Annotated in this window: 27 protein-coding genes; 16 read left to right on the forward strand and 11 right to left on the reverse strand. The window is 65.5% G+C overall.

The window, feature by feature from the left end:
* Positions 1–6 precede the first annotated feature (6 nt).
* Positions 7–1,239, reverse strand: coding sequence for an MFS transporter (locus AC6I6L_RS06800; protein ID WP_497916982.1), 1,233 nt, complete (start codon positions 1,237–1,239; stop codon positions 7–9).
* Positions 1,240–1,357: 118 nt separating this feature from the next.
* On the opposite strand from AC6I6L_RS06800, the gene AC6I6L_RS06805 reads away from it, so the two are divergent.
* A complete protein-coding gene (locus tag AC6I6L_RS06805; RefSeq protein WP_497916983.1) occupies positions 1,358–2,011 on the forward strand; it encodes a DUF6517 family protein in 654 nt (217 codons plus the stop codon).
* Between the two features lie 173 nt (positions 2,012–2,184).
* A complete protein-coding gene (locus AC6I6L_RS06810) occupies positions 2,185–3,534 on the forward strand; it encodes an O-acetylhomoserine aminocarboxypropyltransferase/cysteine synthase family protein (protein ID WP_497916984.1) in 1,350 nt (449 codons plus the stop codon).
* 6 nt (positions 3,535–3,540) lie between these two features.
* On the opposite strand, the gene AC6I6L_RS06815 is transcribed toward AC6I6L_RS06810, so the two are convergent.
* On the reverse strand, positions 3,541–4,245 hold the full coding sequence (locus tag AC6I6L_RS06815) for a hypothetical protein (protein ID WP_497916985.1): 705 nt from the start codon (positions 4,243–4,245) through the stop codon (positions 3,541–3,543).
* Between the two features lie 371 nt (positions 4,246–4,616).
* Between AC6I6L_RS06815 and metX the strand changes: the two genes are divergently transcribed.
* Positions 4,617–5,822, forward strand: a complete 1,206-nt coding sequence (metX, locus tag AC6I6L_RS06820) for a homoserine O-acetyltransferase MetX (RefSeq protein ID WP_497917103.1) — start codon at positions 4,617–4,619, stop codon at positions 5,820–5,822.
* Between the two features lie 157 nt (positions 5,823–5,979).
* Positions 5,980–6,642, forward strand: a complete 663-nt coding sequence (locus AC6I6L_RS06825) for a DUF7978 family protein (RefSeq protein WP_497916986.1) — start codon at positions 5,980–5,982, stop codon at positions 6,640–6,642.
* Between the two features lie 146 nt (positions 6,643–6,788).
* Here AC6I6L_RS06825 and serB read toward each other — a convergent pair whose 3' ends face one another.
* From serB to AC6I6L_RS06840, 3 genes are all read right to left on the reverse strand, one after another.
* Positions 6,789–7,439: a phosphoserine phosphatase SerB gene (gene serB, locus AC6I6L_RS06830; RefSeq protein WP_497916987.1), complete on the reverse strand. Its 651-nt coding sequence runs from the start codon at positions 7,437–7,439 to the stop codon at positions 6,789–6,791.
* A 102-nt stretch (positions 7,440–7,541) separates the two neighbouring features.
* Positions 7,542–7,991: a universal stress protein gene (locus AC6I6L_RS06835; RefSeq protein WP_497916988.1), complete on the reverse strand. Its 450-nt coding sequence runs from the start codon at positions 7,989–7,991 to the stop codon at positions 7,542–7,544.
* Between the two features lie 110 nt (positions 7,992–8,101).
* Positions 8,102–9,313: a mechanosensitive ion channel family protein gene (locus tag AC6I6L_RS06840; RefSeq protein WP_497916989.1), complete on the reverse strand. Its 1,212-nt coding sequence runs from the start codon at positions 9,311–9,313 to the stop codon at positions 8,102–8,104.
* Between the two features lie 195 nt (positions 9,314–9,508).
* On the opposite strand from AC6I6L_RS06840, the gene AC6I6L_RS06845 reads away from it, so the two are divergent.
* The 3 genes from AC6I6L_RS06845 to AC6I6L_RS06855 all read left to right on the forward strand — a co-directional run bounded on the left by AC6I6L_RS06845 (position 9,509) and on the right by AC6I6L_RS06855 (position 14,069).
* Positions 9,509–10,405, forward strand: coding sequence for an EamA family transporter (locus AC6I6L_RS06845; protein ID WP_497916990.1), 897 nt, complete (start codon positions 9,509–9,511; stop codon positions 10,403–10,405).
* A 130-nt stretch (positions 10,406–10,535) separates the two neighbouring features.
* A complete protein-coding gene (serA, locus tag AC6I6L_RS06850; protein WP_497916991.1) occupies positions 10,536–12,122 on the forward strand; it encodes a phosphoglycerate dehydrogenase in 1,587 nt (528 codons plus the stop codon).
* A 165-nt stretch (positions 12,123–12,287) separates the two neighbouring features.
* The gene (locus tag AC6I6L_RS06855; RefSeq protein ID WP_497916992.1) at positions 12,288–14,069 is read left to right on the forward strand and encodes a gamma-glutamyltransferase family protein; all 1,782 of its coding nucleotides are present in this window, start codon (positions 12,288–12,290) and stop codon (positions 14,067–14,069) included.
* A 99-nt stretch (positions 14,070–14,168) separates the two neighbouring features.
* Here AC6I6L_RS06855 and AC6I6L_RS06860 read toward each other — a convergent pair whose 3' ends face one another.
* The 3 genes from AC6I6L_RS06860 to AC6I6L_RS06870 all read right to left on the reverse strand — a co-directional run bounded on the left by AC6I6L_RS06860 (position 14,169) and on the right by AC6I6L_RS06870 (position 15,726).
* Positions 14,169–14,561, reverse strand: a complete 393-nt coding sequence (locus tag AC6I6L_RS06860) for a cupin domain-containing protein (RefSeq protein WP_497916993.1) — start codon at positions 14,559–14,561, stop codon at positions 14,169–14,171.
* 131 nt (positions 14,562–14,692) lie between these two features.
* The gene (locus AC6I6L_RS06865) at positions 14,693–15,028 is read right to left on the reverse strand and encodes a hypothetical protein (protein WP_497916994.1); all 336 of its coding nucleotides are present in this window, start codon (positions 15,026–15,028) and stop codon (positions 14,693–14,695) included.
* An 89-nt stretch (positions 15,029–15,117) separates the two neighbouring features.
* Positions 15,118–15,726, reverse strand: coding sequence for a class I SAM-dependent methyltransferase (locus tag AC6I6L_RS06870; protein ID WP_497916995.1), 609 nt, complete (start codon positions 15,724–15,726; stop codon positions 15,118–15,120).
* Between the two features lie 185 nt (positions 15,727–15,911).
* Here AC6I6L_RS06870 and AC6I6L_RS06875 point away from each other — a divergent pair, with 185 nt between their 5' ends.
* Positions 15,912–16,727 carry a hypothetical protein gene (locus AC6I6L_RS06875; protein WP_497916996.1) on the forward strand — a complete coding sequence of 272 codons (816 nt, stop codon included), beginning with the start codon at positions 15,912–15,914 and terminating at the stop codon, positions 16,725–16,727.
* 63 nt (positions 16,728–16,790) lie between these two features.
* Here the strand turns inward: AC6I6L_RS06875 and AC6I6L_RS06880 are convergent, their stop codons facing one another.
* The gene (locus AC6I6L_RS06880; RefSeq protein WP_497916997.1) at positions 16,791–17,111 is read right to left on the reverse strand and encodes a cupin domain-containing protein; all 321 of its coding nucleotides are present in this window, start codon (positions 17,109–17,111) and stop codon (positions 16,791–16,793) included.
* A gap of 135 nt (positions 17,112–17,246) precedes the next feature.
* Between AC6I6L_RS06880 and hisI the strand changes: the two genes are divergently transcribed.
* From hisI to recJ, 7 genes are all read left to right on the forward strand, one after another.
* The gene (gene hisI / locus AC6I6L_RS06885; protein WP_497916998.1) at positions 17,247–17,612 is read left to right on the forward strand and encodes a phosphoribosyl-AMP cyclohydrolase; all 366 of its coding nucleotides are present in this window, start codon (positions 17,247–17,249) and stop codon (positions 17,610–17,612) included.
* A 4-nt stretch (positions 17,613–17,616) separates the two neighbouring features.
* Positions 17,617–18,774: a DUF7118 family protein gene (locus AC6I6L_RS06890; protein ID WP_497916999.1), complete on the forward strand. Its 1,158-nt coding sequence runs from the start codon at positions 17,617–17,619 to the stop codon at positions 18,772–18,774.
* Between the two features lie 119 nt (positions 18,775–18,893).
* A complete protein-coding gene (hemC, locus tag AC6I6L_RS06895; protein WP_497917000.1) occupies positions 18,894–20,030 on the forward strand; it encodes a hydroxymethylbilane synthase in 1,137 nt (378 codons plus the stop codon).
* Positions 20,031–20,840 (forward strand): uroporphyrinogen-III C-methyltransferase, encoded by an 810-nt coding sequence (gene cobA / locus AC6I6L_RS06900; protein ID WP_497917001.1) that lies wholly within the window; start codon positions 20,031–20,033, stop codon positions 20,838–20,840.
* 6 nt (positions 20,841–20,846) lie between these two features.
* The gene (locus AC6I6L_RS06905; protein WP_497917002.1) at positions 20,847–21,599 is read left to right on the forward strand and encodes a uroporphyrinogen-III synthase; all 753 of its coding nucleotides are present in this window, start codon (positions 20,847–20,849) and stop codon (positions 21,597–21,599) included.
* Between the two features lie 150 nt (positions 21,600–21,749).
* The gene (locus AC6I6L_RS06910; RefSeq protein ID WP_497917003.1) at positions 21,750–22,109 is read left to right on the forward strand and encodes a hypothetical protein; all 360 of its coding nucleotides are present in this window, start codon (positions 21,750–21,752) and stop codon (positions 22,107–22,109) included.
* A gap of 78 nt (positions 22,110–22,187) precedes the next feature.
* Positions 22,188–23,714, forward strand: coding sequence for a RecJ family nuclease (gene recJ / locus AC6I6L_RS06915; protein WP_497917004.1), 1,527 nt, complete (start codon positions 22,188–22,190; stop codon positions 23,712–23,714).
* A 69-nt stretch (positions 23,715–23,783) separates the two neighbouring features.
* Here the strand turns inward: recJ and AC6I6L_RS06920 are convergent, their stop codons facing one another.
* Together AC6I6L_RS06920 and AC6I6L_RS06925 are read right to left on the reverse strand one after the other, a co-directional pair.
* A complete protein-coding gene (locus tag AC6I6L_RS06920; protein ID WP_497917005.1) occupies positions 23,784–24,533 on the reverse strand; it encodes a PHP-associated domain-containing protein in 750 nt (249 codons plus the stop codon).
* Positions 24,534–25,000: 467 nt separating this feature from the next.
* Positions 25,001–25,387, reverse strand: coding sequence for a hypothetical protein (locus tag AC6I6L_RS06925; RefSeq protein WP_497917006.1), 387 nt, complete (start codon positions 25,385–25,387; stop codon positions 25,001–25,003).
* A 197-nt stretch (positions 25,388–25,584) separates the two neighbouring features.
* Between AC6I6L_RS06925 and AC6I6L_RS06930 the strand changes: the two genes are divergently transcribed.
* The gene (locus tag AC6I6L_RS06930) at positions 25,585–25,902 is read left to right on the forward strand and encodes a DUF5783 family protein (protein ID WP_497917007.1); all 318 of its coding nucleotides are present in this window, start codon (positions 25,585–25,587) and stop codon (positions 25,900–25,902) included.
* The last annotated feature ends 2 nt before the right edge of the window (positions 25,903–25,904 follow it).

Here is a 25,904-nt window from a genome sequence, read left to right on the forward strand (position 1 = left end):
TTTGACTTATAAATCATTACGTCCGCCGGTGCCGACCCCGCCGGCTCGATTCATCGAAACGTGGACGAACGCGGGCACCGCGGCGACGGCGATCGCGATTTCGAGACCCCCGACGACCAGAAACGCGAGTTCGTACGAGTAGGTGCTGGCGACGAAGCCGCCGACGAGGAAGCCGCCGAGGAAGCCGAGACTGCCGGCGAGGTTGAATCCAGCCATCGCGACCCCGCGTTCGCTTTCGGCTGCGATGTCAGTAACCAGCGCCATCGTCGCCGGGGCAACCAGTGCGCCGAGGACGCCGACGGCGACCATGGCGGCCGCTACAGTGGTGACCGACGGCGCTGCACCGACGGCGAGAATCCCGCCGCCGTAACACAACGAGCCGACGACGATCGGAACCGTCCGGCCGATGCGATCGGAGAGCGCACCCAGCGGGTACTGGAGGAGGGCAAAGGGCGCGAAGAAACAGGCGAGTAACAGGCCGGTCGTCGCCGCGCCAACGCCGAACACCTCCTGGAAGTAAAGCGTCCCCACGAGCGCAAAAAACCCCGCCGTCAGACGATCGACGAAGCCGAACGCGTAGGGGAGCGATAGCATCGGACGATGGCGAATGCCGTCGACGAGCGCGCGAACGGTTCGGCGCTCACTGGGCGCGCGGTCGTCGACCCGCGTCACGAGACCGCCGACGCAGACCAGCAACGCCGCGGCCGCGAGCAAGGGTGCGATCGGATCGACCTCGGTCAGTCGCCCGCCGATGGGTGCCCCGAGCGCCGCACCGAGACCGATCGCGATTCCGGCAGCGCCCATGTTGCGGCCGTGGCCGCCGTCGAGGTCCATCAGCATCGTCATCGTCAGCGAGAACGCGCCGATCGTCATCGCGCCCTGGAGTATCCGCAAGACCAGCACGCCCTCGAAGGGAATCGTTCCCAGCGCGGGGACGGCGGCGAGTGTGGCGTACCCGATCGCGCCGGCCAGCGCGCCGGCGACGATAAACGGCGTCCGCCGGCCCGTCACGTCGCTTGCGAGCCCCCAGACGCCGACGAACGCGACGTAGGCGGCGAACTCCGCAACCAGAAACCACATGCTCGCGTCGAGGGCCGTCGCAGCGAACGGCGATGTCGTCGCATCCGCCCCGAGCGTCGCCACCAGCGTCGCCACGCCCGGATAGAGCACCACCTGCGAAAACAGGACGGCGAAGACGACGGCGGCGAGGACGACCCGATCGCGGTCACTCGAGTGCACACGAGGGAGTTGGGGCTACGAACCTATCAAGCCGTTCGTCTCGGTTCGGTAGTGAGACGACGATTCGCCGTACCCGCCAGGCGACACGTATTCATCGTCTGAGTACCTCTAGACGCGAGTGACGTTCACGAGACGAAGCGTACTCGCCACGGGTGGGGCCGCCGGACTCGCCGGACTCGCTGGCTGTCTCTCCCTGCCATCCGAAACGCTGTCGTCGACGGCGGCGCGGGTCGGACGGGAAGCACTCGCGGAGACGGGATACGCCGAACGCACCGTCGAAGTGTTCCCGATCGAGCGAACGGTTGGCCGATTCGGACTCGAGCGGACGATCACGGTGACGAACTGGTACGCCGAGTACGATCGATCGGTCTCCCTCGGCGCGGGGCTTCCGCGGTTTCAGGCGGCGATCGCCGTAGTGTTGAGCACGCCCCAGATATCGATCCTCGGGCGGACGGTGAACCCGGTCGGAGAGTACTCGACGGACGATCTGGTCGAACTGATCCAGAGTCGGTACGACGAGATTCGCGACGTTCGCCGCGTCGACGACGAAACCGTCTCGATTCTCGGGCGCGAGACGACCGTCACTCGCTACCGTGCCCGCGCGCGCCTCCTCTCGGCTGGACTCTCGATCGACGTGTTCGTGCAGGTCGGTGAGGCCGTCGCCCACGGCGACGATTTCGTCGTGCCGGTCGCGGTCTACCCGCAGGCGATCGGCTTCGAGGCCGAATCCGGTGCGATTCGGACGCTGCTCGGCGGGATCGAACACGGGTAGCGGCGGCTGGTCAGCGAGAAACGGACGCCCGCGGCGACGAATTGCCGCGAATCCGGCGACTGGGCCAGGGGGTGATCGATCGAGCGGATTCGTACGAGAGAATGACACGCACGACCAGCGGTTTTTGCCGTTACTGAGACGCATATGAACGTAGAGGAGTATGCACACTAAACATGAACGACGACGCCAGCGACGGGTCCGACGACGGCCCTCCGGAGCCGGGATTCGGCACACGAAGCGTCCACGCCGGCCAGTCCCCCGACCCGGAGACCGGTGCGATGGCACCGCCGATCTACCAGACGACCTCCTACGTCTTCGAGGACGCCGACACCGCGGCGGCGCGCTACGCGCTCGAAGACGACGGCTACATCTACTCTCGAATCGCCAACCCGACGGTGACGACGCTCGAAGACCGCCTCGCAGCCCTCGAGGGCGGTGCGGGCGCGGTCGCGACGGGCAGCGGGATGGCCGCGCTCGATTCCGCCGTGTTGATCCTCGCCGAGGCGGGCGACAACGTGGTCTGTTCGACCGACACTTACGGCGGGACGACCGCCTACTTCGCGAAGACCGCAAGCCGGCGGGACATCGAGACGAAATTCGTCCCCACCCTCGCATACGACGCCTACGCCGAGGCGATCGATGAGGACACCGCCTTCGTTCACGTCGAGACGATCGGCAATCCGTCGCTCGTGACGCCGGACTTCGAGCACGTGGCCGAAATCGCCCACGACAACGGCGTCCCGCTGGTCGTGGACAATACCTTCGCGACGCCCGCACTCTGTCGTCCGCTCGAACACGGCGCGGACGTCGTCTGGGAGTCGACGACCAAGTGGCTCCACGGCTCCGGAACGACCGTGGGCGGCGTGCTCGTCGACGGCGGCGACTTCCCCTGGGGCGACCACGGCTACGACGAAATCGCCGGCCAGAACCACGCCTACCACGATGTCGACTTCTCGCGGGACTTTTCCGACGCGCCCTTCGCCGCGACCGCCCGGTTCCGATCGCTCCGGAGTCTGGGCAACCAGCAGTCGCCGTTCGACGCCTGGCAGACCCTCCAGGGAATCGAGTCATTGCCGCTACGAGTCGAGAAACACTGCGAGAACGCCGCGATCGTCGCCGACTACCTGGCCGAACACGAGGACGTGGCGTGGGTCACCTACCCCGGACTCGAGGATCACCCGACTCACGACAACGCCTCGCGGTACCTGTCGGATTACGGTGGCATGGTCGCGTTCGGCCTCGAAGGCGGCTTCGAGGCGGGCAAGGTCTTTTGTGAGAGCGTCGACCTCGCCTCGTTCCTCGCGAACATCGGCGACGCGAAGACGCTCGTCATCCACCCCGCGAGCACGACCCACGGTCAGCTTACGCCCGAGGAACGCGAAGAAGCGGGCGTGACCGACGACCTCATCCGGATGTCCGTCGGGATCGAAGACCCCGCGGACATTCTGGCGGATCTCGACCAGGCGATCGAGGCAGCCTCACGCGCCGGCTCGTCACCCGAATCCGGGGACGCGTCGAGCTAACGGCGGTCAGGCCGCCGCGAGTTCGACGACGAGAGTCCACCAGCAGAGGATCTGCTCGTCGCCGTCGATCGAGAGCGCCGCCCCCTCCGACATATACTGTTGTTCGAAGCGATAGGTTCCCGGTGGGAAACACCGCGAGGAGTCCGTTGGCATCCAGCACTCGTAGCCGTTCGTCTGTCGTTCCCCCGTCTCGTACTCGTATGGTCTCGTATCCGGATGATACCCGATCCCGGTATCGAGCCGGAGGCACTCTCCGTCGGCCCGTTCAGGATCGGGCGCGTCTTCCGTCGGCCAGAGCGCGAGTTGTGTCGGATCCTCGGTAATACTCTCGCGATGTGGAAGGACACCGTAGTCCGCCGAATCGACGGGAACCGGCTCGTCGCGTTCGTTGGTGACCGACACCGTAAGCGTTGCCGGTCGCTCGGTCGTTACCTGCCCGCGATCGACGCTAGCTTCGATCGATAGACCGAGTTCCAACGGTTGCATCCAGATCAGTGACTCCTCGCGTTCGAACCGTCGAACGGCCTCGTCGTCGGCGCTCGGTACGTCGGCGATCTCCGCATACTCTCGAACGGAGGCGTCTGCCAGCGTGGCGATCGGTCGACCGGCATCCGTCTCGGGTTCCTCATCGCTGCCGTCCCGCTCGCCAGTGGAGAGACAGCCAGAAAGCGCGATCGGTCCGGCCGTGGCGAGGATGTTCCGCCGCAACATGCCGAAGCGTACCGAACCAAACCATATGTAGGCTAGGTGTAAATTCGCTGCAGAGAGAGGGATGAGACACGAACCATCGGAGTGCAGGCCACCCTGTCCCGCGCCCGAACCGGAGTGAGTCCGGCCTCTCGACTTGGCTCTACCGGCGGTTCGGTCGACCGGCGGTTTCGATGAGACGCCCCAACGCGACCAGTAAGCTGCGAATCTTGCCGTAACTGTGGATCATAAATCCGTGAGCGATTATGCATCATACACATGACCACCAGGAGATGGCTGTGCGTTCGTCGGACGGGGGGTCGGTGTCCGACGGCTCACGGGTATCCGACAGCACCGGAACGATCGGAGACGGCGAGGGACCGGGCTGGTGTCCGATGACGACCAAGGAGACGATCGATCTCGGCGAGTTTCGGTTCGAGTCCGGCGAGACGATTCCCTCGCTGGAGGTGGCCTACGAGACCTACGGCGAATTTACTGGCGATAATGCGGTGCTGGTCTGCCACGCCCTGACGGGCAGCGCTCACGTCGCCCGCCGGCCCGACGCCGGCGACGAGACCGCGGGACAGGCCCGCGCCTGGTGGGGCGACGTCGTCGGACCAGGGAAAGCGATCGACACCACCGAATATTATGTCGTCTGTGCGAACAACCCGGGTTCGTGTTACGGAACGACGGGACCAGCGAGCCAGAACCCCGAGACGGGCAAGCCCTACGGCACCGATTTCCCGCCCGTCACGGTCGGGGACTGGACTCGCGCCCAGCGACTGTTGCTCGACGAACTCGGCGTCGGTCGACTTCACGCCGTCGTCGGCGGCAGCGTCGGCGGCATGAACGTCCTCGACTGGCTGCGGCGCTATCCCGACGACGTCGAGCGGGCGGCTGCCGTCGCCGCCGCGGCCAAACTCGACGCGCAGTGTCTCGCACTCGATACCGTCGCCCGGCGAGCGATCACCAGCGATCCGAACTGGAACGGCGGCCACTACTACGACGGTCCCGAACCCGAAGCCGGACTGGCTCGCGCTCGCCAGATCGGACACATCATGTACCTCTCGAAGCCGTCGATGGCCCGGAAGTTCGGCCGCCGATCGGCCGGGCGCGAAGCGGTCCGCGAGGAGCCGCCGGACCCCGCCGCCGCCTTCTTCCCCTACCGCGAGGTCGAATCCTATCTCGACTACCAGGCCGAGAAGTTCACCGATCGGTTCGACGCGAACAGCTATCTCTACATGACCCGGGCGATGGACGATTACGATCTATCGGCGGGCTACGAGTCGGACGCCGACGCCCTCGCGGCGTTCGAGGGGGAATTACTCCTGCTCTCTTTTACCGGTGACTGGCACTTTACCGTCGAACAGTCCGAGGCGCTGGCCGAAGCCTGCCGGAGTGCCGGCGTCGACGTCGCCCACCACGTCGTCGAGTCCGACCACGGCCACGACGCGTTCCTCGTCGAACCCGAGAAGGTCGGCCCACCGCTGTCGGAACTGCTGTCGAGCGGGCTCACGGGGCGGATGATCACCGACACGAAACCCGAGAAAGACGAGTCCCCGTCGTTCGCGCCGGTCCACACGAGCCTTTTTTCCGAGTAGCGGATATGTTTTCGGCTGACATGTGCGTATTGATATAAATACTGTTCAAAAAGGTCGACCCAGAAGCACCCGTAAACGGCCGGCTGTCAGCGTATCTATGCGGTACTGAATGGTTAGTGTCGTAAATTATAAAGTCTTCCTGTATGATGTGTCACCGATGGCAGACGATAATCAACTCGAATACGAAGGGGAACAGGGAGACGGGAACGTGGCTGAACGAGCACCGGTCGCGACCGACAGCGGGACCGACCTGCCGATAAAGGAGGGAGCGATCTTCGGTGCGGGCGCGTTCTTGCTGAGCTACGTCGCGACGGTGATGGTCATTCTGGGTTCGTTCACGGCGGGTGGTTCGGACGGCGAGAACATGGCTGCAGCGTGGGAAGCTGCGGGACTGACGCTTCTCGGCGGCCTCGGAGCGGAACTCCAGCAGGACGGCGACACGACGGACCTCATCAGCGCGATCGGGGCCGGTGAGATTTCCAGCCTCTCCATCGCGTTCGCCGTCCCGCTGATCGTCCTCGGCGCGGCGATCGTCCTGATCGCTGCAGGATACGGGCTGTCACGGTACGCCGACGCCGGCGATCTCCAGGAGTCGGCTAAGACCTCGCTGCTCGTCGTTCCGGGGTGGCTGGTACTTGCAGTCGTCGCCTCGTTCCTCGCCGGCTGGGAGAACGACGCCGACATCGCGTACTCGGTCGTAACGGCGGACGCGATTCTCTTTGCGGGTATCCTCTTCCCCGCCATTTTCGCCCTCACGGGCGGCGTCCTCGCTCGCTGGCCGGAGCCGGTCGACCTGATCATGGACCGCATCGACGGCTGAGCTAGGCGTTCGTTTTTGCAGTCGGTTCGACCGTACCAGTCTCCGAGCACCAGTACCGTCACGAGATCGACCAGTAGCCGCCGCGCTCGTCACGACGACAGATCCCAAAAACAGCTGATTTTTGCGGTCGAGATCCGCGGCGATCGTTACTGGCCGTCGAAAACGCCGCGTTCGACGAGAATCTCACGAACGTCGGCCATCGAGGTCGCGACGACCTCGCAGTGTGGCTCGACGGCGGGTTTTGGCTCGAATCCGATCGAGAGACCGGCGACCTGCAACATCGGCAGGTCGTTGGCCCCGTCCCCGACGGCGACGGTTTCCTCCAGGGAAACGCCGACCTCGTCGGCCAGGGTTTCGAGGGCGTCGTCTTTGGTTCCCTCGATGAGCGATCCCTCCACGTCGCCGGTCAGTTGGGTTTCGTCCGCGGTTATCGGCAGCCGGTTCGAGACGATGTGATCGACCGACACCCCTTCGCGCTCCAGAGCGGCCGCGACGCCGCGCTCGAAGCCGCCCGTGAGGATGGCCGTCGTGACGCCGGCCTCGTTCAGTTCCGCGATCAGGTCGCCAGCGCCCGGTCGGAGTTCGACGCGATCGAACGCCGCTGTGGCATCCTCCGTGGGAAGTCCCTCGAGCAGCGCCGCCCGCTTGCGGAGGCTCTCGGCGTAGCCGATCTCGTCGTTCATTGCCCGTTCGGTAATCTCGGCCATGTCGTCGGCGACGCCACAGCGCTCGCCGAGCAACACGGTCATTTCGGAATCGGAAAGCGTCCCGTCGAAGTCGAAAGCGACGACTGTCATCGCCCCCTGCTTGTGGGCCACCGAATAAACCAGTTCAGGTTTCGTTCAGGTCCTGCCCCGTCCAGGTTCGTCCCGGCCGTTCTCTATCCGGGTTCGTCCCGATCACTCCTCGACCGGCGTCTTGACGATCGTCACCGGCCGTGAGGCCAGCCGCGCGACGCGATCGGTGACGCTCCCGAGCAAGCGACGATACTCGCCCAATCGCTCCTTCGATCCCATGATTAGCAAATCGACATCTTCGGCCGACGCGTACCGGAGAATTTCCTCGTGCGGCCGGCCGTGTCGGACAGCAATCGTGGGTTGGAGTCCCGCTTCGCGCGCGATTCCGGCCGCGTTCTCGAGTGCGTCCTCCCCGATCTGTTCGAGTGCTGCCTCGAGTCCCTCGAACTCGTGGACGTACTCGTCGCCGGTGTAGGAGCTGTAGACATCGCTGTCGACGACGTACAGCAGGTGCAACTCGGCACCGGTGTGGTCTGCGAGTGCGATCGCGTGTTCGGTCGCCAGTTCCGTCCCGCTCTCTGCGTCAGTCGGAAGGAGGATTCGATCGTACATGGGCGTTTCACTACGCGAGATGCGAATATAAGTGCCGGTGGCAACTCCCACGAGCGGAGAGCACGTCGGTGGCACTGCGGAGAGCCGATCGGTCCTCGATCGAACGACTGTCAGTCCCGGTCGCCCCCCGGCTCGGTCGCGAGTCGCTCGTCGAAGCTGTGGCGCGACTCCGACTCGTCCAGGAAGCTGAGTTCCCGCTGTGGGAACGGAATCGTAATTCCGGCCTCGTCGAAGGCGTCGTAGACGCCGCGATTGATCCGATCGATCGCGCGCTTTTCGACTAACGGATGATTGATGTACACCTGAAGCTCGAAAACGAGCGCCGAGTCGCCGAACTCTCGGAAAATAACTCGTGGCGTCGGGGAATTGCGGACGAGCGAGCAGTTTTGACAGACCTCCAGAACGAGCGTTTCGACCGTCTCGTAGTCGGTGCCGTACGCGGCCGTGATCGGGATTCTGAGCCGCATGTGTCGCTGTGGCGAACTCTCGTTGACCACCTGCGACGAGTTCAACATCGCGTTCGGCACGGTCACGAGCAGATTGTCCTGGGTCAGGACGGTCGTGCTCCGGATGCCGACATCGGTAACCGTTCCGCGCATATCGCCCTCGACCCGGATTACGTCGCCGACCTTGTACGTGTTGTCGAAGTACAGCGCGACGCCGCCGATCAGGTTCCCGATCGCATCCTGGGCGGCGAAGCCGATGACGATACCGATGATGCCGGCCGAGGCGAGAAACGGGGTGAGATCGAGGTTCCAGACCGAGAGCAACAGGAGAGCGGCACCGACGACCACGACGATCGTCCAGAGATTCCCGAACATCGGCGCAAACTCGTAGTGTTCGTCTCGCTCGTGGAGGAGGTCGATCCAGCGGCGACCGATCCGGATCGAGGCCCGCCCCCAGAGGATGATCAGCAGCGAACTGATGATCCCGGCGATCGGCGTCGAGTCGAGAAGGGCGAGGATCTCCAGACTAAGGTGAATCCCCAGCAGTCCGATCGAAATCGCCAGCGGGGTGTGAATTTCGGCAAACGCCACGCGGCCGAACGTCGTCTCGGCGTTCTCGCCATCCAGGTACCGGTGACTTCCCCACAGAACGAGTCGCGCCAACAAGACCGACCCGAGCAGAATGAGTCCGACCACGATACCCGCCTGGGTGGTGCTCTCGAATCCGGTCTCGAGGAAGCCCGGTCGCGGCCACGCCTCGACGATCGTAATCGCGGAGACCGCCGGCTCTGACACCGCTGGAGAGGCCGCCGGATCGAATGACGCAGACGAGGCGTCGGCGACCGACGGCTGACGGTCGGAGAATGGGGGCGACATCGCTCGGTAACGCATACTTAACCGAGCGGTAAATACTGACTGGTGTTCGCCGTCGCCCCGTCTCTTTTCGAACCGGAACTCGCCGCATATCTCATCTCACCCGCCGAAATCCGCCTCGGCCGCCGGTATCGCAATATTGACCGGCCGGCCGCCCCCAGTACCGACAATGGTAGCGACGGCGCCGGAGGGAGTGAGATGAGCACCGCGTCGGTCGATGTAGTCGCCCTCGCGGTGCTCACGGCGCTCTTCTGGGGAGTCGCACCGATCTTCGACAAGCGCGGGATGGCCGCGGGCGGCGGCTCCGTGCAGGGATCGCTCGTCGTCGTACTCGTCGACTCGACGATCTACTGGCTCGCGATCGCCGTGCTGTACGGCCGATCGGCGTTCGCGGGACTGACCTGGGAAGCGCTGGCCGTATTCGCGTTCGCAGGCGTCATTGGAACGGCAATCGGCCGAATCACCATCTTCGTCGGCGTCGACAAAGTCGGCGCGAGTCTCAACAGCGCAATTTTGAGCACGCGCCCGCTGTTCGCGACGCTGATCGCACTCGCTGCCCTGGGCGAACCCGTCGGGCCGGTGACGGGGTTCGGAATCGTCGTTCTCGTGGCCGGACTGACGGCGTTGACCGTCTCGAAAGGCGGCGACATCGGCGGGTGGGAACCGCGCCACCTTCTGTGGCCGATCGCCGCCGCGGCGACGTTCGCCGTCGCGAACGTCAGTCGCCGGTACGGAATGCTCGAGACGCCGCTGTCGGCGCTCGAGGCAGTCGCGATCAACGAGACGGCGGGATTGATCGTCCTAATCGCGTTCGTCCTGACGAGCAAGCGCGCCACCGTCCGCGGTCGATCCCGAGAAAGCTACCGCTACTTCGTCGGCAGCGGCCTCCTGACGACCGTCGCGATGCTCTCGCTGATGGCCGCGCTGGGGCTGGAGGACGGCCGAATCGCGATCGTCGATCCGCTGGTCGCGACCGCGCCGCTGTTTACCCTGGCGGCTGCGGCCGTCCTGTTGCGCGATCTGGAACGGGTGACGAAAGGCGTCGTCGCCGGCGCGGGGCTGATCGTCACCGGCGCGGTGTTGATAACGCTCTGAGAGGGATCACAGACCGAACTCCGCCAGCACCCTCCCCCACGCCCGCAGTCAAATTTTTACACAGGAGGTAGTTTTTGCCACTGGCGGCGACAACGGAAGGGTTTACACCTTCCAGCGGATTGTCTCGCGCATGAAGGTACTCGTCACGGATCCGATCGCGGACGCGGGTCTGGACGTTCTCAGAGATGCCGGCCACGAGGTCGAGACAGGCTACGAACTCGAGGGTGAAAACCTCCTCGAGGCGGTATCTGACGCGAACGGACTGATCGTTCGCTCCGGCACCGAAGTCACCGAAGAGGTGCTCGCCGCCGCCGAGGACCTCGTGATCGTCGGCCGTGCGGGTATCGGCGTCGACAACATCGACATCGACGCCGCGACCGACCACGGCACGATCGTCGCCAACGCCCCCGAAGGCAACGTCCGTGCGGCCGCCGAGCACACGGTCGCCATGACGTTCGCCGCGGCCCGATCGATCCCGCAGGCACACATCCGCCTGAAAGACGGCGAGTGGGCGAAAAGCGAGTATCTCGGCGCGGAACTCGACGGGAAGACGCTGGGCGTCGTCGGCCTCGGCCGCGTCGGCCAGGAGGTCGCCAAGAAACTCGACTCGCTGGGCATGGATATTGTCGCGTTCGACCCCTACATCTCGGAGGACCGAGCCGATCGACTCGGCGCGGAACTCGTCGACTTCGAGGCCTGTCTCGACCGGGCCGACTTCCTGACGATCCACACGCCCCTGACCCCGGAGACCGAGGGGATGATCGGCACAGAGGAACTCGATCGTCTCGACGGTGGTTACATCGTCAACGTCGGTCGCGGCGGCATCATTCAGGAGGACGCCCTCGCTGCGAAAGTCGAGGACGGCACCGTCGCTGGCGCGGCACTCGACGTCTTCGCCGAGGAGCCGCTGTCGGCTGACTCGCCGCTGCTCGACCACGAGGATATCATCGTCACGCCCCACCTCGGCGCGTCGACGGAAGCCGCACAGGAGAACGTCGCCACCTCGACGGCCGAGCAGGTCAACGCCGCACTGGCCGGCGAGCCAGTGATGAACGCGCTCAACGCCCCGTCGATCGACGAGAGCGCGTTCCCCCGTCTCAAACCGTACATCGAAATTGCTGAGACCGCGGGCAAGGTCGCCGCCCAGTTGCTCAAAGGGCGCATCGAGGGCGTCGAAGTCACCTATCAGGGCGACATCGCTGACGAGGACGTCGAGTTCGTCACCGCCTCCGCACTGAAAGGCGTCTTCGAACCGCTCGAATGGCAAGTCAACGCCGTCAACGCCCCCCAGATCGCGGAGGACCGCGGCGTCGACGTCACCGAATCCAAAACCCGTCAGGCCGAGGACTTCCAGAGTCTCGTCTCCGTCACCGTCAGCAACGGTGACGACGAAGTTACGGTCGAGGGGACGCTCTTCGCCGGTGACGACCCGCGAATCGTCCGCGTCGACGGCTACCGCGTCGACGCCATCCCCCACGGAAAGATGGTCGTCACGCGCAACACCGACGAACCCGGCGTCATCGGCCTCATCGGCTCCATCATGGGCAAGTACGACGTCAACATCGCCGGCATGTTCAACGCCCGCGAGACGATCGGCGGGGAGGCGCTGACGGTCTACAACGTCGACAGCCAGGTGCCGGAGGAGGCCAAGGCGGAACTCGAAACCGACGAACGGATTCTCGGCGTCGACTACATCACGCTGAACGGCCAGGCCTGACCGGGCCGTCACGGCGATTCCAACTGTTTCCCGGCCGAAAGGGTCGATATCGCCGCCCGATGGAGCCGAGTCGGTGCCGGCGGCGTCGGCCGATTCGCCGGTAATAGCGTGCTACGTCTCGAAACATCCCGTGGCATTTTATTTCGAGATCGACGGCGATCGGCTATGTGCACGAACGTGCATCGACGCGAGTTGCTACTGGCAGGCGGCGGGGTCGGTGTCGCAACCGTCGCCGGATTTTCCACCCGCGCGGCAGCAGCCGACGGTCAGGAATCCGACTCGACACCCGCTGCCGTCGTCTCACAGCACGACCTCGCAACCGAAGCCGGCTTCGAGGTACTCGAGAACGGCGGGACGGCGGCCGACGCTGCGATCGCCGTCGCCTGTGCGCTGAGCGTCGTCGAGCCGTGGTTCTCCTCGGCTCTCGGCGGTGGCACCTGGGCGCTGTACTACGACGCCGCGGACGAGGAGGTGACCAGCGTCGACGGCGTCGGCCCTGTCGGTTCCGAGGCGACGCGGGACGACTACGAGGCCCGCGCGGACGAAGACGGAATCCACCAGGCGATCGTCCCCGGTGCCTGGGACGGCTGGATGCTGTGGCTCGACGAGTACGGCACGCTCGACCTCGAGGACGTCTGCTCGCCGGCGATCGCGCTCGCCCGCGAAGGCTATCCCGCCAGCACGGGGCTGGCCGACTGGCTCGAGGACGACGCGTCGCTGATCGACGAGCGCCCCGCAACGGCCGATATTTACGAGGCGGAGGGCGAACTCGTTCAGGCCGGAGACACGATCACCCAGGAAGCGATGGCCGACACCTTCGATGAACTCGTCGACGCGTACGACGACCGCCGTTCGGAGGGGCGAAGCGAGGCGGTCCAGGCCGCACGGGACCACTTCTATCGCGGCCCGATCGCCGATGCGATCGTCGACTTTTCCGACGAGAACGGCGGCTATCTCACGCTCGAGGATTTCGAGACGTTCGAAGCCGAGATCGTCGACCCGATCGCGATCGAGTACGACGACGACACCGAGGTGTTCCAGAACCCGCCGAACAGCCAGGGGATCACCCAGTTGCTCGCGCTCGACGTACTGACGGAGTACGATTTCGAGGAGATGGAACCGGACGACGCCGACGCCGTCCATCTCCAGATCGAGGCGATCAAACTCGCCTTCGCAGACCGGTACGAACACGTGGGCGACCCTGAGCGCGTCGACGTCCCCGTCGAGGACCTGCTGGACGACGACTACGCCTCGACCCGGCGCGATCGAATCGACATGGACGAGGCGATGACGTGGCCGATCGACACCGACCTGTCCACGTCGGCGGATGAATCCGCGTCACTGTCACGGCCGACCGACGCGGACCACACCACCACCTTTCACGTCGTCGACGCGGACGGGAACGCGGCCGCGGTGACGACCAGCCTCGGCGCGCAGTTTCTCGTTATCGACGACACCGGGATCCACATCAATAACCGGATGCGGATGCTCGCACTCGAAGACGACAACCCCAACCGCCTGACGCCCGGGTACACGGTTCGCCACACCTCCAACCCGTACATGGCGCTACGCGACGGCCAGCCGTACATTCTCGGCGGGAACACCGGCGTCGACACGCAACCGCAGGGCCAGACACAGCAGTTCCTCAACGTCGTCGAGTTCGGACTCGGCCCACAGGAAGCGATCGATCGGCCCCGGTTCGTGAGCACGGCGTTTCCGTCGACGCAGTACCCCTACGCCGTCGAGAACACGCTCCAGGTGGAATCCGACTTCCCCGCAGCGACCGTTCGGGAACTCGAAGACCGGGACCACGACGTCGACGAGGGTACCGGCGTTTTCGGGACGGCAAACATGATTCTCCTCGAGGACGGCGAGCCTGTCGAGGTCGGTGCCGAGTCCAGAAGCACCACCGCAACGGGGACCATTTCGGAACTCGATCGCGACTGAGACGGACGACTGGACGTCAGTTCCGGTCCAATCGCGCCCCATCCCCGGTTGTGCCGGTGTATCGGTACAGCAGACCGCAGGAGCCGTGTTCCGATTCGATCAGCCATCCGGCATCGTGTACTCGCCGAAGTCGTCGACGGTGCCGAGGGGTGGCGCACCGAACAACAGCCACGTCTGTGTCTCGTCTTCGGTTTCGTTTCGGATGCTCCGAGCGGGGTCGGGTCCGATGCGAACGACGCCGCCGCGAGGTACTTCGTGGACCGTTCCAGCGAGTTTGACGTGGCCGCCGTCGACTGCGACGTACACCTCCTCCTGTCGTTCGTGGGCGTGTGGAGCCGTGGCCTGTCCGGGTTCTAGCGTCACCGTGTTGATACGTATCTCGGTACAGCCGAGTGGTTCGGTGAGCTTTCTGTGGCCAATACCGGACTCGGGGAACTCCTCCTGGGAGACGGCATCGTACGCGACGATCGCGAAATCGTCCTCGTCCGTCATACGACCCGATTTGAGAGACAGTAGCATAAAACTCAGCAGACACGATATCGGCCGGTGCATGCCGACCCCTGCCGATTCGATCGATCGGCCGGTCGTCCAGATCGCCGGGAACCGCGCCGCTATCACACGCACTACCCGACGACCGTCACTTCCACGCTCGCCTCCTCGTCCGGGATAATGACGACGTAGTACGAGCCGCCGGAAAGCCCCTCGATGGTGACAGTCTCGCCCGACTCCGTATCGAGGCTCGCCACGTGGCCGGCGTCCAGCCCGCGCAACACCGCCGCCGCCGCCGATCGCCCCCGATCGTTCCGCAGCGTGACCTCGATCGTCGCGCTGGCGTCGGCGTTGAACGAGACGACGGTCTCCTCTTCGACCGTCTCCTCAAGGACGGTGTCGTCACCCAGACACCCCGCGGTCGCGACGGTCCCGCCCGTCACCACCGCCAGGAACGACCGGCGGTTCATACCCGGGAATTGCAGGGGTCCGTGATAATCTTGGTGGCGGACGGACCGGCGTTCCGAACGGGCCGGTCTGGATCAACCGGCCGCCGGCGTCACCCCTGATACTCGGCCAGCACGAACGGCACGGAGCTCCCGAGCGGGTCGTCGACGCGGCGCTCCCAGACGATCTCGAAGCCCGCCGCCTCGAGCGCCCGGCGGGTCCGGCGGCGACCGGGCGTGCTGAAAAACATCGACTGTCCGCTGCCGAGCCAGTCCCGGCGAACCGTCTCGTACCGACTCGAGCCGACGGTCGCGAGGAGCCGCCCGCCCGGTTCGAGGACGCGGGCGAACTCGTCGTAGACCGCCGGGTGCTCGGCGCGCGGAACGTGAAAGACGGCGTGGTAGGCCGTGATCCCGTCGATCGAATCCGCTGCGAGCGGGAGCGCCGTCATCTCCCCTTGCACGAGGTGGGCGTCGGAGACGGTTTCCGCCGCGAGTTCGAGTTGGCGGCCGGAGATATCGAGACCGATTCGATCGACGCCCGCGAGATTCGCGAGCGTTCGCATTCCGTCGCCACAGCCGATATCCAACACGGTCGCGTCCGCGGGCAGCCCGGCGAGCAACTCGTCGATTAGGGCGGCGTCCTCGCCGTCGGCTCGGCGACTGCGGGCGTAGTCGTCGGCGACGGCGTCCCACGCGTGCCGGAGTTCCGATCTGTCCATGCGAAGCGAACGGGGCGGGACGAGATGGCGCTGGTGCCAAACGGGTGAGGGTGGCGAGTGAGAGGAAGTTTGCCCGAGAGCGTGTCGCGTCGGATCGAGGGCGTCACATCCGTTCGATCGTCATACCGGTTCGGTCGCTCCACGTCGGCCGCAGGCTCTTGTCGTTCGGCCGCCTACGTGCATCGATGACCACCGACGATTCATCGCGACTCGGAGCCGTGGTCGCGGACCTCCGTAATCGCGGCTACCGCTGTCCGGACCCCGTCGACGCCGACACACCGGTCGTGGCGACCGGCAGCGAGCACCCCGTCGACGGGTCAGACGCACCGCTATCCGTCGGTCGCCTGCGGGAGGTCACGCCGCTGTCGATCGTCGCCAGCGTGGCAGCGGCCGCCCACGCGGGTCGTGCGCCCGTGCTCGTGGTCGACGAATGGGGACTGGCGGAGGCTCGGGAAATCCTTGGCGAGCCGTTCCTCCTCCGCGACCGCGCGGACGATCGTCGCCAGTTTTACTCGATTCCGGACCGGATCGCACTGACCGACGGGCGCTACGCCTGCGTTCGATCGGACGAGGAGCCCCAGTGGCGAGAGGAGCCACGGGCGGAGACGGACTCGCCCGTGATGGAAGGGAGTAGAGAGGAGGAAGTGACCGCGACCGATCGCGAGCCGACGGATACCGACGACCCGCGGCTGTTGCTCGAGGCCGACGGCGCGATCCAGGCCGTCCTCGAGTCGGCCGCCGAACTGACCTGTCCCGGTCCCGACCCGGACGTCTTTCCGTACCGATACGGTCGTGGCGCGGACAAGCGCATTCACGTCTACGATCGCCGCGGCGAGGTCGGTCGCTACGCGGGTATCGCCGCGATTCGCGCCAACGCCTACCGACCGGTTTCGCTGCCGCTGCTGCCCGAACGCCACGTCAAGACGGGTGGACGGGTGGCCCGGAGCGCGACCCTCGCGATCGTGACGGACGAGGGCGTCGAGTACGAACGGGAGTGGTGAGAGACGAGACTGATCGCGAACCGAAACGAGGGCGGCGACGATCGAATCCGACGGGAGAAGACGCTACGGCGCGCCCATCAGCACGAACCGACTCTCGGCGTCGCCGTTGTGGATCTGGTGGGTCGCGTCGGGCGGAATCCGGATCGCGTCGCCTGGAGTCATCTCGACCGACTCGTCCTCCACGGTGACCGTCGCCTCGCCCTCGATCAGGAAGTACACCTCCTCGTGGTCCTCCTCGGCGTGGTCGTGTTCTTTGCCCTCCCAGCCGGGGTCGCACTCGACGACGGTGACGCCCATGTGTTCGCAGTTCAGTTCGTCGCGGAGAAAGTGCATCCCGTGCTGGTCGTCGACGTCGCGGTAGTTCGTCTTGGTGTAGTCGGCCATCACGGGTTCCTGCCCACACGCGTGTGAATAAACGTTGGCCCGCGGATAGCGAGGGATCGACACCGGCACGTTGGCCTGCAGTCATCGACGGGGTGCGGCAAAAGACCTATCGCCCGGACGGTCATGCGTTCGGACATGGACGACATCGCCGTCGACTTCGGCGAGGACGGACTGGTTCCCGCCGTCGCACAGGACGCCGAGACGGGCGAAGTGCTGATGCTCGCCTACGTCTCTCCCGAGGCGCTCGAACGCACCCGCGAGACGGGACGGGCACACTACTACTCCCGGAGTCGGGACGAGTTGTGGGAGAAGGGAAAGACGAGCGGCCACACTCAGCAGGTCGAATCGATCCGGGTCGACTGCGACGCGGACACGCTGTTGTACCTCGTCGACCAGGCGGGCGGTGCCTGCCACACGGGCCACCGATCGTGTTTCTACCGCACGATCGACGGCGAGAGCGTCGGCGAGCAGGTGTTCGACCCCGACGCCGTCTACGAATAACACCATGACCGAACGCCTCCGCCACGGCACGGACGCAGACGAGACGCCACCGACGATCGACCGCCTCGAGTCGGCCCGAACGCGACTGGCCGACGCGGAGGCGGCGATCGAAGCGCACGGCGGCGAGGCCGTTTCGGACGCCGCAGCGGCCTACCGCGACGCGACGGACCTGCTCGATCGGTACGTCGATCGGGCAACCGGAACCGGCCGGGAGAACTTCAAGGCGTACATCGAACTCGAGGGGCAGTTCGCCTCGCTGGTCGAGAATCTGCCCGAGGATCTCGCGAACCGGACCGCCTTCGAGGACGCGCTGGAAGCGATCGACAAACGGCGGCTGAGCGAATCCGACTTCGAGAACGCCCACGCCGCTCTCGAACCGGCAAAGCGGTACGACGACCTGCTCGAGCAACGCCGGTCCGCCCGCGAAGCGCTCGCAGATGCCCGCAAGGCGGCCGGCAAGCGAATTCGAGAGATCGACGACGAGATCAGCGACCGCGAGCGACTGCTCGAACTCGCGGATGCGGACCTCGACGCGCCCGTCGAGGAACTCCGCGAGCCGATCGACGCCTACAACGACGCGATCCGTGAAGCGTTCGTCGAGTACCGACAATCGGCCTCCGCCCGCGAGGTATTCTCGCTGCTCGATCGCAGCCGGTGGTACCCCTTCGTCGAATACGAGCAGCCACCCGAGGACGTCCGCGAGTTCGTCGAAGACGCCCCGGCCGGCGAGTACACGATTCCCGAGTTGCTCGAGTACGCCGACTACTCCCGATCGAAGCTCTCACACTACGTCGACGACGCCGACCGACTCAAACGACGGGTCGCGACCCAGCAGACGTATCTCGAAGGGATCGACGCCGAGCCGTTGACGATCGATTGGCCCCCCGGCCCGGCAGGTGCCCTTCGGCGACGGACGCGGGAGTACCAGCCGTTCGTCGCACGCGTCGCCACCGAGGAGACCGTCGCGGCGTTGCGACGGGTTCGGCTGCTCGCACGCAGCGAGGAGTACGATCGACTCCAGACGGCTGCCCAGGCCGTCGCGCAGGTGACCCCCGAAGAGCGCGAACGGCTAGCTGACGGCCGAATCGAGGACGAACTCGAATCACTCGGGACGGAAAAAGAGGCACTCGAGGCGGCACTCGAAACGGACGATCCGATCTAGTGCGAGACGATATCAGATGATCTGTCGGAGCCACTGAATCTACAACGACAGTGTCACGGGCGGGACCCGGCCGGGACACAAGCGTGCGCTTTTCATACCCGAGGCGATCATGAGTGCCTATGAGAACACGCGGGACGCTGCGACTGGCGACGCGGGGATCGACGCTCGCCCGTCGGCAAGCCTCGATCGTCGCGGAGGCCCTCGAAGACCGGCGCTACGAGGTCGAACTCGTACCCGTCGAGACGACGGGGGACCAGATCAGGGACGAATTGATTCACAGACTCGGGAAAACGGGAGCGTTCGTCCGAGAACTCGACGATCGCGTCCTCGACGGCGACCTCGACGGGGCGATTCACTCGATGAAGGATATGCCGACCGAACAGCCGGCGGATCTCGTCACGGCCGCAGTGCCCGAGCGAGGGCTTCCCGGCGACGCGCTCGTCACGCCCGACGGGACCACGCTCGATGAACTGCCGGGCGGCGCGATCGTCGGCACCTCCAGTCTGCGTCGGCGCGCGCAGTTGCTCTCCGAACGGCCCGACCTGAAGATCGAACCGCTCCGCGGGAACGTCGACACTCGCCTCGAGAAACTGCTCGCGCCCGCGTTGCAGGCCGAACACGAGAGCCGGACGGAAGCGGATAAGGAGCGAAAAGGACAGACCGGTAACGACGACTTCGAACCCGAGTACGATCGAACCGTCGACGACTGGTTCGACGATCTCTCGGAACTCGAACGGCAAGCGCTCGGCCGGGAGGTCGAGACCGCATACGACGCGATCGTACTGGCCGAAGCCGGCCTCGAGCGCAGCGGTCTCGCCCACCACGTCGACTACCGGCGGCTTCCGACGACGACGTGCGTTCCTGCGCCCGGCCAGGGCGCACTGGCCGTGACCGCGGTGGACGGCGATACCGCTCGCGAGATCCAGTCCGCGATCGACCACCCCCGAAGCCGAGTCGAGACGACGGTCGAGCGAACCTTGCTCGCGGAACTCGGCGGCGGCTGTATCGCCCCGATCGGCATCTACGCGGTCGTCCAGGGCGAGTACGTCCACGCTTCGGTGCAGGTGTTCGATCGCAACGGCGAGGAAACGGTGACTGCGAGCCGAGACTTGCCGGTCGATTCTCACGCCGAAGCCGCCAGCGAGTTCGCACGCGACCTCGCCGATCGCGGTGCCAGGGAACTGATCGAGGCCGCCCGCGAAGAAGCCGAGAGCGAGGACGAACCGGCACAGGACGATCAGCCGGAGGGGAAGTAGATGGCCGCGGAGTCGAGCGGAGAAGACGCCGCGTCACAGCCGGGAACCGTCTACCTCGTCGGCAGCGGCCCTGGCGATCCAGAGCTGCTGACGGTCAGAGCGAAACGGCTCCTCGAGGAAGCCGACGTGATTCTCCACGACAAGCTCCCCGGACCGAAGATCATCGACCTGCTTCCCGAGGACCGCCGCGAGGACGTCGGCAAGCGCGCTGGCGGTGAGCGAACGCCCCAGTCGGCAATCAACGATCGGCTGGTCGAACTCGCCCGCGAGGGGAACGCCGTCGTTCGCCTGAAAGGCGGCGACTCGTTCGTCTTCGGCCGCGGCGGCGAGGAAGCCGAGCATCTGGCCGCACACGGGGTTCCCTTCGAGGTCGTCCCCGGCGTGACCTCAGCGATCGCCGCCCCCGCCGTCGCGGGCGTTCCGGTCACCCACCGCGATCACGCCTCCTCGGTCTCGTTCGTCACGGGCCACGAGGACCCGACCAAAGACGAGTCGGCCGTCGACTGGGCGGCGCTGGCCGCGACGGGCGGGACGATCGTCGTTCTGATGGGCGTCGGTCGCCTCCCCGACTACACGAACGCGCTACTCGAGGCCGGCATGGCTCCCGAGACGCCCGTCGCGCTCGTCGAACGGGGAACCTGGCCGGGCCAGCAGGTCGCGACCGGAACGCTCGAGACGATCGTCGAGGTTCGCGACGATGACGGTATCTCCCCGCCCGCGGTGACCGTGATCGGCGGCGTCGCCGGCAGTCGCGAGGCCGTCGTCGAGTTCCTGCAAAACGATTACGGCGACGCGATCGAGGACGGGTAACGAGCCATGAGCGACGCACCGCCGCGGCCGACAGTGGCCGTCTTCCGTCCCGACGACGATCGCCTCGCGGCTGCCGTCGAGCTGCTCGACTCCCTCGAAGCCGACCCCGTTCCCGACCCCATGCTCGCCGTCGAGCCGACCGGTACCGTCCCCCGGACCGACGCCGACTACGTGATCTTCACGAGCAAGACCGGTGCGGAACTGGTCTCCGAAGCGGGCTGGGAACCCGGCGACGAAACCGTCTGTGCGATCGGGCCGGCGACGGCCGACGCGCTCCGGGAAGCGGGCTACGCGGTCGATCTCGTCCCCGAGGAGTTTACCTCGAGCGGACTCGTCGACACCCTCGACGGCGAGGTCGACGGCGCGCGGGTCGAAGTCGCCCGGAGCGACCACGGCAGCGACGTGCTACTCGACGGACTCGACGCGGCCGGCGCGTACATCCACGAGACGATTCTCTACCGGCTGGTCCGCCCCGAAGACAGCGGCGAGTCCACCGAACTCGCCGCCGAGGGAAGACTCGACGCCGCCTGCTTCACCTCGTCGCTGACGGTCGAACACTTCCTCGAAGCAGCCGACGCGCGCGGCGTTCGCCAGGACGCACTCGCGGGCCTCCGGGATGCGACAGTTGGCGCGATCGGCGAGCCGACAAGAGGGACCGCCGAGTCACGGGGTGTCGACATCGACGTGGTGCCAGCGGAGGCGACGTTCGAGGCGCTGGCCCGCGAAACGATCGCCGCCGTCGACGGCGATCGAGCCTGACGAGCGCGCTCGTGTTCCCGTCGACAGTGTCCGACAGATTCGAATGTCGGCTCGAAGTCGGTCGGAACTGAACCACCGTGTGCGACCGTGACAACCCCGGAATCAGCAAGCTCAATCGCTACCAACGCCGGGCGTCTACTGGGCACTACCGTGACGACAGCACAATCCATCGAGCCGCGGCTCGATCCGCCCGAACCGGTCGGTCTCCGCGTCGTCTTTTTCGTTCTCTGGGGGATCGACGTAATCGCCGCCACGCTGTTCTTTCTCGTACCGTACGCGAGCGAACTCAACCCCGTTACCGTCTTCTTCTATGAGGTGTTCGGACTTCCGGGCGTCGTCCTCGCCGCGGCGTGTTACGCCGCGATCGTGGTCGCGATCGGTCAGGTGCTCTCGGACCCGATCGACAGCCGGTTTCTCACCGGCGTGGTGCTCCTGTACCTCGCGCTCGCGGCGAACAACATCCTTCTGTTGGTCTTTCGCGATTCGCTCCCGCAACTCCTCGGGCTGTGAGGTGCCCGCGATCGAACGACGAGGCACGAGGACCGTGGGTTTATTTTCGATGCCGACCCACCATCGATCGATGCACCGATGACCGGGCCGGTACCCGAACTCGCTGATCGAGCTGCCGCCTGTGCCGAGTGTCTCTCCGAGACCGATCGCGTCCTGCTCGCCTCCCACATCGACGCCGACGGATTGACGAGCGCTGCGATCGCCGCCCAGGCGCTCGAACGGGCAGCGATTCCCTTCGAGACCGTCTTCGAGAAACAACTCGACGAGGCGGCGATCGCCGCGATCGCGGCGACCGACTACGACACCGTTCTGTTTACGGACTTCGGGAGCGGTCAGTTGGATATTATCAGCGAGCACGAGGCCCAGGGCGCGTTCACCCCCGTCATCGCGGACCACCACCAGCCGGCGACGATCGAGGGGGACGGTGACGACGATGGAGCGCCCGCGCGCGTAGAAACACAGTATCACCTGAATCCGTTACTGTTCGGGATCAACGGAGCCTCGGAGCTGTCGGGAGCCGGCACGAGTTACGTGCTCGCGCGGGCGCTCGCGGAGCGATCGGCGGCCGACGACGCGACAGGGGAGGCCGTCGCCGACGGCGGAGCGGCCACGATCGACTCGGGAACGGCTGCCCGCACGGACAACCGCGATCTCGCCGCGCTGGCCGTCGTCGGTGCCGTTGGCGACATGCAGGCCTCGAGCGGGGAACTTCATGGCGCGAACGCGAATATCGTCGCGGAGGGCGTCGAAGCGGGCGTCCTTGAGACCGGGACGGACCTCGCACTTTACGGGAAACAGACCCGCCCACTGCCGAAACTCCTCGAGTACGCGACCGACGTTCGAATTCCCGGCATCTCGAACGACCAGCAGGGTGCCCTTCGGTTCCTCGACGGTCTCGACCTCGAGTTGAAACGCGACGGCGAGTGGCGGCGCTGGTCGGGACTGACGAACGAGGAGAAACAGATCGTCGCCAGCGCGCTCGTCAAACGGGCCGTCTCGAAGGGCGTCCCCGCGTCGAAAATCGATCGGCTGGTCGGAACCGCCTACGTCCTCGCAGACGAACCCGTCGGCACCGAACTCCGAGATGCGAGCGAGTTCTCGACGCTGCTCAACGCGACTGCCCGCTACGATCGAGCCGACGTCGGTCTCGGCGTCTGTCTGGGCGATCGCGACGAAGCCCTCGATCGTGCACGCACACTGTTGCGGACCCACCGCCGGAATCTCTCGAACGGGATCGACCTCGTAACACGGGAAGGCGTTACCGAGGAAGAACACCTCCAGTGGTTCCACGCCGGCGATCGCATCCGCGAGACGATCGTCGGAATCGTAGCGGGAATGGCACTGGGGAACGCAGGGATCAGTCGATCGAAGCCGATCGTCGCCTTCGCTGACAAGAACGACGACGAGGTCAAAGTCTCCGCACGTGGTACGCACGCGCTCGTCAGGCAGGGACTCGACCTCTCGGTCGTCGTGGGCGAGGCCGCACGGGCCGTCGGCGGCGACGGCGGCGGCCACGACGTTGCCGCGGGTGCGACGGTCCCCAGGGGACGAGAGGACGAGTTCGTCGATCGCGCAAACGAACTCGTCGGCACACAGCGTTCCTGAACACTCGGACGCCTCGATTCGGAAGCCGGTTGGATTTGCGGATCTGCGTAGCGGACGGACCTGATGCGATCAGGACCGATCCATCGCCGCCGGCATCGTCGGTATCAGCGGCGTCCGCGAGGTTGCGAGATACGTCGCCTTTCGAACGGCTCCCTTGCCGTACTGGACGGTACTCCTGTGGATCGGCGTCCGCTTGCCCCGGATTCGGGTCCGTCCCTCGAGAATCGCCTCGACGAGTGCGTCGCCGTCGATGGTCGCCGTCGGGGTCGATAAGTCCGGATCGACGCGAATTTCGGTGTACGCTCTCCCGACGTTGGGCAGGTAGTGGGCGTCGCTCGCACCGATTTCCGGGTAGCTGCGTCGGCGAGCGAACGTCCGCGCACGGCGATTTCGGTACCCCGTCAGGAGCATCGAGTTGTAGGTCTCGATCGCGTCGGCGTCCCGGATGTGGCGCTTGCGAACGCCGTGACGGCTGCGCTGGAAGGGATGGGGGACGATCGCGATGCCGCCGAGGTCGCGGACGGTTTCGACGGTCGCCGCGAACGGCCGTCCCGGGTCGGGGCGCTCCTCGACGCCGACCGCAAGGAGGTGACCCTGACGGGTCGACACCTCGACGCCAGGGATACCGACCAGCCCGTATTCTGGTGCGAGGGCTGCTGCGCGAAGGGACTCGTCGATCTCGTCGTGGTCGGTGATCACGACGCCGTCGAGTCCGATGTCGGCCGCGTGTTCGAGAACGAGTTCGATCGGTTCGTGGCCGTCGTAAGACTGCTCCGAGTGAACGTGAAAATCGATCGTAAACGAACGCGGCGCTGTCATTGGCGATCCGTGCTGAGACGGTACTGTCGACGCGAGCATAAACACTCCGGGGCCCAGAGGAGTCGACGATCGCACACACCGCTCGATCGGTGAAACCGCTCGACCGCGGTGGGCGACGCTCCGTACCCGATCGGTCCGGAAGCAGGCGTGTTTAATATCGCAATATACGATTTATCGAGGGCGGGTGGTGGCAACGGGATCGGTCGGAAACAGCGATCGTAATCCGCAATTGACCCGGAGAGCACTCGATCGGCACGGAAGGAGTGTGAACGAACACTACACGAAAACGACAGGCAGAAGCTGTCGACCCGTGAACGGGGCTGGTCGAGATGACTGGTATCGTAGCTCTCGAAACGATGTACACACCGATCGAAACGCTGTCCTGCGACCGGGTGTGCATTGACTTTCAAGAGCTACTATAGGCGTCCGCCTGGAGTGTCCGAGAAAGCGACGCGCGCGAGTCTCTCCTACTGCGAGGAGATACCGTCGGGAACGACATCCATGAGCGAGACCCGATCGAGAACATCCTGTATCTCGATCGGGTCGGTCGGCTCCTCGATCGCCTCGTGGATGCGCATCATACAGTTCAGGAGACCGTTGATTGCGGCCCGACGCGTCGAGACACAGCCGATCGTCTCGGCGGTCGATCGATCGACGAACGAGTACCGGTGGCGAAGTTCCCAGCAGTAGCTCAGGCCGAGCCCCGGGTGCGAACGGTCCGGATCGATACGGTCTGCGATCAGTTCGAGCGGAAGCGACCTGTGACGGTAGGCGAGGCAGTCCTCACAGACCTCCGCGGGACCCCATCCCGGCGGAAGCGCCTCTCGTGGGATGGGGTGCTGATCGGGGGTCATAGTGCCAGATATCCACGATGGATGTGGGTGTCGGTTCCGCTTGCGTGCGCATCGTCCGTATGTAGGACACCCCTACCGCACCGAGCGAGGACACTATCCGACCGGTTACGGTTCACCCGAGCCGGTGATTTCCCCGTTACAGTCCCTCGAAGCCCGTTATCATCCCATTTTTGTCGTCGCCCCCGTTACTATCCAGTATGGCCGACTTCGATCCCGAGAAGTTCGAGGACAAGTACGCGAACTACTTTCCGGAGCTCCAGCAGGCGTACAAGAACGCGTTCAACCGGATGAACGACCGATACGACTCGGAACTCGTCCACGCGATCGACCAGCAGGTGTTGAACGAGAGTGAGCCGTTCTACGAACACGATGGCGAGTTCCGCGTCGAACTGCCCGACGATCCGTACGGCCGCCTCTCGGGCGTCGTCGTTGACGAGGACCGCTTCGAGGAGATTCTCGAAATTCACGTCGGTGAGATCGAGGACGAACTCGAGCGTATCTTCGGGTTCGCCTGAGA

This window comes from Halosolutus sp. DAT137, assembly GCF_059736405.1.

What these genes read in the sequence shown, in the direction of transcription:
- AC6I6L_RS06815 (WP_497916985.1), bottom strand. Translation starts at nt 4,245, where the DNA reads ATGTTGCGGCGGAACATCCTCGCCACGGCCGGACCGATCGCGCTTTCT.
- recJ (WP_497917004.1), top strand. Translation starts at nt 22,188, where the DNA reads ATGACCGGGCCGGTACCCGAACTCGCTGATCGAGCTGCCGCCTGTGCC.
- AC6I6L_RS06860 (WP_497916993.1), bottom strand. Translation starts at nt 14,561, where the DNA reads ATGACGGACGAGGACGATTTCGCGATCGTCGCGTACGATGCCGTCTCC.
- hisI (WP_497916998.1), top strand. Translation starts at nt 17,247, where the DNA reads ATGGACGACATCGCCGTCGACTTCGGCGAGGACGGACTGGTTCCCGCC.
- AC6I6L_RS06835 (WP_497916988.1), bottom strand. Translation starts at nt 7,991, where the DNA reads ATGTACGATCGAATCCTCCTTCCGACTGACGCAGAGAGCGGGACGGAA.
- AC6I6L_RS06855 (WP_497916992.1), top strand. Translation starts at nt 12,288, where the DNA reads ATGTGCACGAACGTGCATCGACGCGAGTTGCTACTGGCAGGCGGCGGG.
- AC6I6L_RS06880 (WP_497916997.1), bottom strand. Translation starts at nt 17,111, where the DNA reads ATGGCCGACTACACCAAGACGAACTACCGCGACGTCGACGACCAGCAC.
- AC6I6L_RS06845 (WP_497916990.1), top strand. Translation starts at nt 9,509, where the DNA reads ATGAGCACCGCGTCGGTCGATGTAGTCGCCCTCGCGGTGCTCACGGCG.
- AC6I6L_RS06870 (WP_497916995.1), bottom strand. Translation starts at nt 15,726, where the DNA reads ATGGACAGATCGGAACTCCGGCACGCGTGGGACGCCGTCGCCGACGAC.
- AC6I6L_RS06810 (WP_497916984.1), top strand. Translation starts at nt 2,185, where the DNA reads ATGAACGACGACGCCAGCGACGGGTCCGACGACGGCCCTCCGGAGCCG.
- metX (WP_497917103.1), top strand. Translation starts at nt 4,617, where the DNA reads ATGACGACCAAGGAGACGATCGATCTCGGCGAGTTTCGGTTCGAGTCC.
- AC6I6L_RS06890 (WP_497916999.1), top strand. Translation starts at nt 17,617, where the DNA reads ATGACCGAACGCCTCCGCCACGGCACGGACGCAGACGAGACGCCACCG.
- serB (WP_497916987.1), bottom strand. Translation starts at nt 7,439, where the DNA reads ATGACAGTCGTCGCTTTCGACTTCGACGGGACGCTTTCCGATTCCGAA.
- hemC (WP_497917000.1), top strand. Translation starts at nt 18,894, where the DNA reads ATGAGAACACGCGGGACGCTGCGACTGGCGACGCGGGGATCGACGCTC.
- AC6I6L_RS06865 (WP_497916994.1), bottom strand. Translation starts at nt 15,028, where the DNA reads ATGAACCGCCGGTCGTTCCTGGCGGTGGTGACGGGCGGGACCGTCGCG.
- AC6I6L_RS06825 (WP_497916986.1), top strand. Translation starts at nt 5,980, where the DNA reads ATGGCAGACGATAATCAACTCGAATACGAAGGGGAACAGGGAGACGGG.
- AC6I6L_RS06905 (WP_497917002.1), top strand. Translation starts at nt 20,847, where the DNA reads ATGAGCGACGCACCGCCGCGGCCGACAGTGGCCGTCTTCCGTCCCGAC.
- AC6I6L_RS06925 (WP_497917006.1), bottom strand. Translation starts at nt 25,387, where the DNA reads ATGACCCCCGATCAGCACCCCATCCCACGAGAGGCGCTTCCGCCGGGA.
- cobA (WP_497917001.1), top strand. Translation starts at nt 20,031, where the DNA reads ATGGCCGCGGAGTCGAGCGGAGAAGACGCCGCGTCACAGCCGGGAACC.
- AC6I6L_RS06875 (WP_497916996.1), top strand. Translation starts at nt 15,912, where the DNA reads ATGACCACCGACGATTCATCGCGACTCGGAGCCGTGGTCGCGGACCTC.
- AC6I6L_RS06920 (WP_497917005.1), bottom strand. Translation starts at nt 24,533, where the DNA reads ATGACAGCGCCGCGTTCGTTTACGATCGATTTTCACGTTCACTCGGAG.
- AC6I6L_RS06930 (WP_497917007.1), top strand. Translation starts at nt 25,585, where the DNA reads ATGGCCGACTTCGATCCCGAGAAGTTCGAGGACAAGTACGCGAACTAC.
- serA (WP_497916991.1), top strand. Translation starts at nt 10,536, where the DNA reads ATGAAGGTACTCGTCACGGATCCGATCGCGGACGCGGGTCTGGACGTT.
- AC6I6L_RS06840 (WP_497916989.1), bottom strand. Translation starts at nt 9,313, where the DNA reads ATGTCGCCCCCATTCTCCGACCGTCAGCCGTCGGTCGCCGACGCCTCG.